The organism is Actinokineospora sp., assembly GCF_050699995.1.
Classification (GTDB): domain Bacteria; phylum Actinomycetota; class Actinomycetes; order Mycobacteriales; family Pseudonocardiaceae; genus Actinokineospora.
In genome coordinates, this window is record NZ_JBOHGC010000649.1 from 1 (window position 1) to 9,402 (window position 9,402).

Consider the following 9,402-nt stretch of genomic DNA (forward strand, 5'->3'; position numbering starts at 1 on the left):
CAACCTGCCGTCTCCTCTTTACGCGATTCGAGGCACCCGGCCGATCCGAATGGCCTCGCGGCCCACGATCAGAGCGATCGTCGTGCACACAGCGGGAAACAGGCCCGCCACGGCCAGCACCGCGGTCGCGGGCACGGTGATCAGGAACGCCGCCCGCAGCGTGGGCCCCCATCCTTCGCTGACGATCTGCCGGACCCACCGCAGCCAGACACCGTCAGCGCGGTCGATGGGTTCGGCGGTGGCCGCCAGGGAAAGCAATTCATCCAGCGACACAAGCTCTTTGCCGGAATCCGGCAGCACCCGGTGCGCCTCGGGTTTCCGTGGTTCGGCGCCACGGAATGGTTGTATCGTCACGCAGTCCGCTCTCCTTGCTGGTCAGACTATTGGTGGACAGGACAAATCGAATGCCCTGTCCACCAATCTTCCTGACCCCGACGATCCAGCATGTGCGATATCGGGTTTTCGTCGACGAGCGGTGATATTCGATCTTCGAGCGGCCGACGGAATTCGTGCCCGCCACTCACCTCGGCGCAATCACCCGGTCGGGACGCAACCTCGCTGTATCCGGCTGGTCAGAGCCGCGCGGCGAGGCGGGTGCCCTGGTCGATCGCGCGCTTGGCGTCCAGTTCGGCGGCCACGTCGGCGCCGCCGATGAGGTGGACGGACTGACCTGCCGCGCGCAGGGTGTCGACCAGGTCGCGGTGGGATTCCTGGCCGGCGCAGATCACCACGCTGTCCACGGCGAGGGTGCGCGGCTTCACGCGGTCCTTGCCGAACGTGATGTGCAGGCCCTCGTCGTCGATGCGCTCGTAGTTGACGCCGGGGATCTGCTCGACGCGCTTGGCCTTCAAGGCCGCACGGTGGACCCAGCCGGTGGTCTTGCCGAGCCCGGCGCCGATGCGACCTTCCTTGCGCTGCAGCAGAAACACCTGACGCGGTGACGGGTCGGGCTTGGACTTGGCCAGGGCGCCCTCGTCGTCGATGCCCCACTCGGCCTGCCAGGCGGGCAGATCGAGGGTCGGGGACTCGCTGTTCGTGAGGAATTCGCTGACGTCCACGCCGATGCCGCCCGCACCGATGATCGCGACCTTCTCGCCGACCGGCTTGCCATGCCGAACCACGTCCACATAGGACAGGACCTTCTGGTGGTCTATGCCCGGGATGGCGGGCATCCGCGGCGTGACACCGGTCGCGAGGACGATCTCGTCGTAGCCGCCGTCGATCAGCTCTTGGGCGATGACCGCCTTGTCGAGGTGCACCTTGACCCCGGTGACCTCGAGTTGCCTTGTGTAGTACCGGATCGTCTCGGTGAACTCTTCCTTGCCGGGGATGCGGCTGGCGATGTCGAACTGGCCACCGATCGCCGAACGGGCCTCGAACAGGTCGACGTCATGGCCGCGCTGTCCGGCAGTCACCGCGGCCGAGAGTCCGGCCGGACCGGCGCCCACGATGGCGACGCGCTTGGCGCGGCGGGTCGGCAGCAGCACCAGTTCCGTCTCCCGCGCGGCCCGCGGGTTGACCATGCACGAAGCCTTCTGGTTCTTGAAGACGTGGTCCAGGCACGCCTGGTTGCACGCGATGCACGTGTTGATCTCGTCGGCGCGGTCCTGCTCCGCCTTGCGCACCCAGTCGGGGTCGGCGAGCATCGGCCGCGCCATCGACACGAGGTCCGCGTCGCCGCGGGCCAGGATCTCCTCAGCCACCTGCGGCATGTTGATGCGGTTCGTCGCCACCACGGGGATGGACACGTGCGGCTTGAACCGGGCGGTCACCGAGGTGAAAGCCGCGCGTGGCACGGAAGTCACGATGGTCGGCACCCGAGCCTCGTGCCAGCCGATGCCAGTGTTGATGATAGTGGCGCCCGCGGCCTCGACTTCCTTGCCCAGCGCGACGATCTCGTCCCAGGTCTGGCCGTCCTCGACGAACTCGGCCATCGACAGCCGGTACACGATGATGAAGTCGGTGCCGACCGCTTGGCGGGTGCGGCGGACGATCTCGACCGCGAGCCTGCGCCGGTTCTCCGGCGACCCGCCCCACTGGTCGGTGCGCTTGTTGGTGCGGGGAGCCAGGAACTGGTTGATGAAGTAGCCCTCGGAGCCCATGATCTCGACCCCGTCGTAGCCCGCTTCCTTGGCCAGCACGGCACAGTTGACAAAGTCACGGATCTGCGCGCGCACCCCGCGGTCCGACAGCGCGCGCGGGCGGAACGGGTTGATCGGGGCCTTGATGGCCGACGCGGACGCGCTGAACGGGTGGTAGGCGTAGCGGCCGGCGTGCAGGATCTGCAGCGCGATCTTGCCGCCTTCTTCGTGCACCGCCTTGGTGATCTCGCGGTGCCTGCGCACCTCGGCGTCGGTGGTGAGCTTCGAGGCGAACGGCTTGAGCCAGCCCGTGCGGTTGGGCGCGTAGCCGCCGGTGATGATGAGGCCGACGCCCCCGCGGGCGCGCTCGGCGAAGTACGCGGCCAGCTTCGGGACGTCGGCGGCGCGGTCCTCCAGGCCGGTGTGCATCGAGCCCATGACGACCCGGTTGCGCAGCGTGGTGAACCCGAGGTCCACAGTGGACAACAGGGTGGGGTACTCGCTCATCGCGTCTCGCCTCTTTCCGCGTCACGGCGCAGGGCCGTCAGAACCTCGTCGCACCACGCGACGAATCCCCGCTCGGCGCCGATTCCGCCGCGCAGGACCAAAAACTGGTGCAGTGCGGGCCCGGTCAGCGCATCCCGATCGGGGAAGTCGCGCCGCTGCATGGCCTCGTAGAGGGCGAGCCGCTCGGCGTGCTGGGCGCGGTGGCGCGCGACCTCGGCGGCGACCGCGTCCGGATCGCCGTGCGCCGCGCGGAGTTTGATCGCGAGTTCGTCGCGCAACTCCGTCGGCTGAGCGGGCTCGGCAAGCCACCGGGAGATCTCGGCCGCGCCCTCGGCGCTGACCGTGTAGACCTTCTTGTCCGGCTTGCCGTCCTGCGGGACGTGCTCGACGTGCACCCAGCCCGCGTCGTCCATGCGCTTGAGGACGCGGTAGATCTGCTGGTGGGTGGCGCGCCAGAAGAACCCGATGGACTTGTCGAACCGCCGGGTGAGCTCATAGCCGGACCCCGGCCGCTCGCTGAGCGAAACCAGGATCGCGTGCTCCAACGCCATGCGCCGACAGTACCTATGCAACGAGTTGCATTGCAACGAGACGCATATCTCTAGAAGTCGGCCGCCACCTGGATGAGTGCCTGCTGGAGCCGTTCAAGGTCCTTCGCGCCCAACAGGTCACGCAGCCGGGCCTCGACATCCTCAACCGCTTCGAACGCCGCCCGCAGCGCCTCATGCCCCTTGTCGGTGAAGACGATCAGCTTCGCGCGGCGGTCGGACGGATCGGGGACTCGAAGCAGATAACCCCAGCTCTCCAGGCCGTCGACCAACTCCCCCATGGCCTGCGGGGTCATCCGGGCCTTCTCCGCGAGCCGGGTCAGCCGGATGCCGTCATGCTCCATGTTGATGAAGACGGCGGCGTGCGCGGGCCGCGCCCGCTCGTCCCCGCGGGGCGCACGGGCGTCGATGCCCTCAGCGAGCCGAAGGTAGGCCTGGTAGAGCAGGGCCGCGGTGTTCCGCTCAGGGCCGCGCGGCGGCGGCGACTGCGCCGGAGCGTTGCTTTCCACCGACCCTCCTCGTACTGTTCAGGCAGCTTGATATTCAGGATACCTTAGCTTATCCGGAGGCGATTGTGGAAACCGAACAGGTGTGGGCCGAGATCGAGGCAGCCCGACTGCGGCTGGCCGACTTCCTCGACACACTGTCGCCGGATGACTGGGAACACCCGTCGCTGTGCCCGGGTTGGCGGGTGCGCGATGTCGCGGCGCACCTGACCCTGGCGCCGCAGACCACGCTCGGACGGTCGATGCGGGACTTCGCGAAGGCCCGCGGAAACTTCAACCGGCTGGTGCTGAACACGGCGATCGAACAGGCGGAGCTGCCGACCGGTGAGATCGTCGGCCTGCTGCGGTCGCTGGCCGAATCGCGGCGGACGCCGCCGGGGACTGGGCCGCTCACCACGATCCTGGATGTGCTGACGCATACGCAGGACATCTCGCGGCCGCTGGGCAGGGAGATCGAGATCCCGCCGGCGGCGGCGCGAGTGGGGGCGGAACGGGCTTGGTCGATCGGGTGGCCGTTCCACGCGCGGAAGCGGTTTGGCGGGTTTGCGCTGGTGGGGACGGACTCCGGGTGGACAGCTGGGGCGGGACCCGTGGTGGAGGGGCCTACGTCGGCGATGTTGCAGTTGCTGACGGGGCGGGCGGTGGCTTTGGAGCGGTTGGGCGGGGATGGGGTGGCGGAACTGGCGCGGACGGCGTTCGGCCGAACAGAGAACTCAGCGTCCTGAAGTGAGAACTCGGCGTCGGGAACGTTGAACTCGCCGTCTGGAACGTGCGACTCGCGGTTGGGAACGGGTGGCTGGGGATTAGAGGTGGGGGGATAGGTGGGTGGCTAGGGCGGTGGCCAGGTGGGGTGGGACGGCGTTGCCGATTTGGCGGGCTATCTCGATTTTGGAGCCGCACCATTCGAAGGTGTCCGGGAAGGTCTGGAGGCGGGCGGCTTCGAGGTGGGTGATGGGGCGGTGCCACTGGGGGTGGAGGTACTGGCCCTTCTCCGGTTTGTAGAACTCGGTGCGGATCGTCAATGAGGGGGCGTCCCAGCGCATGCGGCCCATCACGTCGGTGGTGCCGGTCTTCTTCTCCCGCCAGCACCGTGGGAGCAGGTGGTCGGGGAGGTCGAAGCGGCCACCGCCCGGTGGGATCGCGCGGTAGCGCTCCAACGACAGCGCGGTCGGGTTGCGGCCGAGGTGCAGATCGATGCTCTTGAAGCGGCCGGGGATCCGTTGCCCGAAGAACTCCACCGTTGAACTCGGCAACGAAGTCGAAGCGGGTGTCTCCGGAAGGCCCGACAACACAGTGCGCACTCCCTGCCACTCCCCAGTCGGAACCGGGAGCGGGATCGGGCCGATCCGGGACCCGATGACGAACGCCCGCTTGCGCCGCTGCGGCACACCGAAGTCGGCGGCCGGCAGCACACCGGAGGTCAGGGTGTAGTCGGCGAGCAATCCACCGGCAGACGTCTCCGCTTGGAGTAGCGCGAACTCCGAGGACGCCAGGAACCGGTCGACGTTCTCGATCACGAACGCCCGCGGTCGGGCCGCGCGCACGAAGCGGAGGTATTCCTTCCACAGCTTGTTGCGCGGGTCCTCGACATCACGCGCGCCCAGGTTGGAGAAGCCCTGGCACGGCGGGCCGCCGATGATCACGTCTGCCCGGGGGATGTCGGTGACCGTCGCGATGTCGGCCCAGCGGACGTGGTCCTCGCCGAAGTTGGCCGCGTACGTGGCCGCCGCGTGCAGGTTGTGTTCGACCGCCAGGATCGGGGTGAAGCCTGCCGCGACAAAGCCGGCGGTCATGCCGCCGCAACCGGCGAACAGGTCGATCATGGTGTGCGGCACCGGCTCAGCGTAGCCGGCTCAAACCTTGAACGACCGCCTCTGACACGCGCACGGCGGCAACCAGCGGGTCCTCGTGCTCCCAGACCCGCACGGCCACCCACCCCGCCGCCGCGAGGACCTCGTCAGTGGACCGGTCGCGGGTGCGGTTGGTCTCGATCTTGGTGCGCCAGAACTCCGCATTGCGCTGGGGCCAGGTCGCGTGGGTGGGGCAGCCGTGCCAGAAGCAGCCGTCGACGAACACCGCGACCCGCGCCCGCGTGAACACCACATCGGCTTCCCGACGCACACCCGGCAGTGGGCGGCGGTGGACGCGGTAGCGCAGACCCAGCGCGCGCAGGGCCCGGCGCAGGGCCAGCTCGGTCTGGGTGTCACGGGCCCGCTGCCTGCTCATCCGCGCGCTGGTCGCGGGTGTGGTGTCCATCAGCAGCAGGTGGCGCTGCGCCGTTCCATCAGGACCGTGTCGCGCCAGGCGCCGTCGAGGCGGGCGATGCGGTCACGCACGCCGACCACCCGGAAGCCCGCCGAGCGGTGCAGCGAGATGCTCCCCTTGTTCTCCGGGAAGATCGCCGCCTGGACCGTCCACAGCCCGTCGTCGTCGGCGGCCCGCACCTGCCGGTCGATCAGCGCCTTGCCGATGCCGCGGCCGCGCGCGGCTTCCGTCACATACACAGAATTCTCCGCGACCCCGGCGTACGCGGCCCGGCTCGACACCGGCGCCAGCGCCGCCCAGCCGACCGCCTCGCCGTCGAGTTCGGCCATCCAGCGGTGCTCCTTGAGCCATTTCCGGTCGAGGGACTCGCGGGACGGCACTTTGCTCTCGAAAGTCGCCATCCCGGTCGCTATCCCCTCACCGAAGATGCGCCGCACGACCGGCCAATCGTCATCCTGCATCGCGCGAACCGTGACATCGTCCGGAATGCCCATGGGCCCATTCGGCGCCGCCAGTGCGCCCATGACGACCTCGGCGGCGTGCGGCAGTCCGACGCAGCACGCGTCGTTGACGGAGACGAAGGTCTGGGTGCCCTCGCGGCGCAGGAGCACGAAGCCGACGTCGGCCAGCTTGCGGATGTGGTGTGAGCACGTCGGCTGGCTGATGCCCACATCCACGGCGAGCGCGCCGACGGTGACGGGCATAGGGCTCGCCGCGACCGCGTGGAGGACCTTCACCCGCGTCGGATCGGCGAGGCATGCGAACCAGTGCGCGAAAGTCTCCGCGCTCGTGTCATCAAGTCCGGCCATACCTACATCATAGATGACCGTCAATGGTTGCGCTGATCATTAAGTTCCGTACCCCTACGGATACCGCCCCTGATTGTTCCTCACCTGGCGTCACTCGAAAGTGGCGAGCAGCGAACCGCCGTCATCCCTGCCCTGAGACGAGCGTTCGCCAGATCCGAAAGGAACAATCGTGAAACCAACAGCACGGTCCTGGGGCGTAATGGCCTTGGCCGCCGCCGCGGTGCTGGTCCCGCTGGGAACCTCGATCGCGAACGCGGCCGAGTCGACAGCGGCCGAGACGGCCTGGGCCTCGACGTTCGAAGGCAGTTCCGTGGGCAACCCCGCCCCGGGCTCGGACGCGGGCGCGATGTTCATCGGCGGAACGGACGCCACGGTGAGCGAGTACGCGCCGATCATCGCGGGCATCCGAGCCGGCGGTGTGCGGCCGGAGGGCCAGACCTGCACCGGCGAGCTCGTCGCGCCGCGCAAGATCCTCATCGCCGCGCACTGCGCGGACGCGCAAGGCGAGAAGAGCTTCGTCTACGGCCTGAACGACCTCAAGGAGTACAAGGGCGGCGCGGGCACCGGCTTCCAGTTCGCCAAGGCCGTCACCTACAAGAAGCACCCGAAGTACGTCAGCTTCGATCAGGGATTCGACGTCGCGGTGGTCACCCTGGACCGTGACATCACCCCGCTGAACGGAACCTTCGCCAAGTTCGCCACCTCGGCGGACAAGGACGTGAACCTGGTCGGCCGCAAGGGTCTCGGCTTCGGCTACGGCAAGAAGGACGTCAACGACGACACCAAGGACGTCACGCTCGACAAGGCCGAACTGCCGATCGTCCAGGGCGGCGTCAACAACGAGTGCAGCGGCAGTGGCAGCGTCGGCAACTTCAACAACGCCACCATGATCTGCGCGGGCACCAGCACCGGCCGTCCCGTGACCGTGCTGCCCGGCGACAGCGGCGGCCCGCTGCTCGTCGACGGCAAGATCTACGGCCTCGCGTCGTGGGGCAAGAGCACCTGGGACTGGTGGAACGTCTACGCCCGCCTCAACAACGAGATGGGCGACTGGGTCAAGACCGAGGTCGGCCCCGTCACGCCGACGGAACCCACGGTCTCGGTCACTCCGTCGACCGTGTCGGTCAAGGCGGGTTCCTACGCCTCCGCGACCGTCAACACCGTCGCGGGCAGCGGCGGCGCCGAGAGCCTGAAGCTGGCCGCGACCGGCCTCCCGTCGGGCGTCCAGGCTGTCTTCCAGCCGACCGACGTCACCGCGGGCGGCACCGCCAAGGTCACCTTCGACGCCGCGGCCACGGCGGCCAACGGCACCTCCACGGTGACGGTGACCGCCACGAACGCCGCGGGCAAGGCCATCACCACGACGGTCTCGCTGACCGTCACCGACGGTGGCACGCCGACCGGCGACTTCAAGGTCTCGGTCGACCCGACCAGCGTCGCGGTCAACCCGGGTGAAGGCACCGCGGTCGGCCTGTCGACCGTGGCGGGCACCAACGGCCCCGAAGAGGTCAACCTGACCGCGAAGGGCGCCCCATCCGGCGTCACCGTGTCGTTCTCCCCGTCGACCGTGCAGACCGGCGAAGGCGCCAAGGTCATCATCGAGACCACCTCGTCGGCCGCTCCGGGCACCTACCCGGTCGACCTGAACGCCACCAACGCCGGCGGCAAGACCGCGACGGCCACCCTCTCGGTGACCATCAAGGGCGGCACCCCCGGTGACCACGCTGTGGCGCTCAACCCGTCGAGCGTCAGCGTCAACCCCGGTGGCGGCGCTTCGACCGGCCTGACCACCACCGCGGGCAGCGGCGGCGCCGAGGAACTCACCTTGTCGGCGTCCGGCCAGCCCTCGGGCACGACCGTGACGTTCCAGCCCACCAAGGTCGCGGCGGGCGAAGGTTCCAAGGTGGTCGTGCAGACCGCGTCGTCGACCCCGGCGGGCACGCACACGATCACCGTCACCGCCACCAACGCCGCGGGCAAGACCGCGACGGCGGCGCTGTCGCTGACCGTCAACGGCAGCACGACACCCTTCTCGCTCGGCGCCTCGCCGAGCTCGGTCATCGTCAAGCAGGGTGCGAACACCACCAGCACGATCAGCACGACCGCCGGTTCCGGCGGCGCGGAGACGATCAACCTGACCGCCTCCGGCCAGCCCAGCGGTGTGACCGCGTCGTTCTCGCCGTCCTCGGTGCAGACCGGCTCGTCCTCGACGCTGACCCTCTCAGCCACGAGCAGCGCGCCGGTCGGCACCTACACGGTGACCGTCACCGGCACCAACTCCTCGGGCAAGACCGCGACGACCACGGTGTCGCTCAAGGTCGAGAGCACCACGACCCCGGGTGGCGTGACAGTGACCCTGTCGCCGTCCTCGGGTTCGCAGTACCAGGGTGGCATCAGCGAGTTCTACGCCTCCGCGCTCGGCGGCACGGGCAACCTGACGTTCACCGCCTCCGGTGTCCCCGCGGGCGCCCAGGTGTACTTCAACCCGGCCACCGTGGCGCAGGGCGGGCGCAGCCTGATCTGGGTCTTCACGAACTTCCAGACCCCGATGGGCACGCACCCGATCACCATCACGGCGCGGTCGGCGGACGGCAAGACCGGCTCGGCGACCTACTCCCTGACGGTCACTTCGTTCAGCTACACCGGGAACAGCGCCGGCCGGCTCTGAACTCGGTTAATCTCCACC

General features: G+C 68.8%; 9 protein-coding genes. 2 read left to right on the plus strand and 7 right to left on the minus strand.

Features of this window, described 5'->3' with window-relative positions; translation table 11 throughout:
• Nucleotides 1-18 precede the first annotated feature (18 nt).
• The 4 genes from ACRDSQ_RS31295 to ACRDSQ_RS31310 all read right to left on the minus strand — a co-directional run bounded on the left by ACRDSQ_RS31295 (nucleotide 19) and on the right by ACRDSQ_RS31310 (nucleotide 3,645).
• Entirely contained in the window at nucleotides 19-354 is a 336-nt protein-coding gene (locus ACRDSQ_RS31295) for a hypothetical protein (protein WP_431426096.1), read from the minus strand.
• Between the two features lie 218 nt (nucleotides 355-572).
• The gene (locus ACRDSQ_RS31300) at nucleotides 573-2,588 is read right to left on the minus strand and encodes an FAD-dependent oxidoreductase (protein ID WP_431426097.1); all 2,016 of its coding nucleotides are present in this window, start codon (nucleotides 2,586-2,588) and stop codon (nucleotides 573-575) included.
• A complete protein-coding gene (locus ACRDSQ_RS31305; protein ID WP_431426098.1) occupies nucleotides 2,585-3,139 on the minus strand; it encodes a PadR family transcriptional regulator in 555 nt (184 codons plus the stop codon). The genes ACRDSQ_RS31300 and ACRDSQ_RS31305 overlap by 4 nt, the downstream gene beginning before the upstream one ends.
• 50 nt (nucleotides 3,140-3,189) lie before the next feature.
• On the minus strand, nucleotides 3,190-3,645 hold the full coding sequence (locus tag ACRDSQ_RS31310) for a MarR family winged helix-turn-helix transcriptional regulator (RefSeq protein WP_431426099.1): 456 nt from the start codon (nucleotides 3,643-3,645) through the stop codon (nucleotides 3,190-3,192).
• Nucleotides 3,646-3,710: 65 nt separating this feature from the next.
• Here ACRDSQ_RS31310 and ACRDSQ_RS31315 point away from each other — a divergent pair, with 65 nt between their 5' ends.
• On the plus strand, nucleotides 3,711-4,367 hold the full coding sequence (locus tag ACRDSQ_RS31315) for a maleylpyruvate isomerase family mycothiol-dependent enzyme (RefSeq protein ID WP_431426100.1): 657 nt from the start codon (nucleotides 3,711-3,713) through the stop codon (nucleotides 4,365-4,367).
• A 78-nt stretch (nucleotides 4,368-4,445) separates the two neighbouring features.
• Here ACRDSQ_RS31315 and ACRDSQ_RS31320 read toward each other — a convergent pair whose 3' ends face one another.
• Genes ACRDSQ_RS31320 through ACRDSQ_RS31330 form a run of 3 tightly spaced genes read right to left on the minus strand, consistent with a single transcriptional unit; the run spans nucleotide 4,446 to nucleotide 6,716 of the window.
• Nucleotides 4,446-5,477, minus strand: a complete 1,032-nt coding sequence (locus ACRDSQ_RS31320) for a DNA cytosine methyltransferase (protein WP_431426102.1) — start codon at nucleotides 5,475-5,477, stop codon at nucleotides 4,446-4,448.
• Between the two features lie 4 nt (nucleotides 5,478-5,481).
• Nucleotides 5,482-5,898 (minus strand): very short patch repair endonuclease, encoded by a 417-nt coding sequence (locus tag ACRDSQ_RS31325; RefSeq protein WP_431426104.1) that lies wholly within the window; start codon nucleotides 5,896-5,898, stop codon nucleotides 5,482-5,484.
• Nucleotides 5,898-6,716, minus strand: coding sequence for a helix-turn-helix domain-containing GNAT family N-acetyltransferase (locus tag ACRDSQ_RS31330; RefSeq protein ID WP_431426106.1), 819 nt, complete (start codon nucleotides 6,714-6,716; stop codon nucleotides 5,898-5,900). Before ACRDSQ_RS31330 ends, ACRDSQ_RS31325 begins: the two co-directional genes overlap by 1 nt.
• Before the next feature lie 169 nt (nucleotides 6,717-6,885).
• Here ACRDSQ_RS31330 and ACRDSQ_RS31335 point away from each other — a divergent pair, with 169 nt between their 5' ends.
• Nucleotides 6,886-9,384, plus strand: coding sequence for a trypsin-like serine protease (locus tag ACRDSQ_RS31335; RefSeq protein WP_431426108.1), 2,499 nt, complete (start codon nucleotides 6,886-6,888; stop codon nucleotides 9,382-9,384).
• Nucleotides 9,385-9,402: the final 18 nt, after the last annotated feature.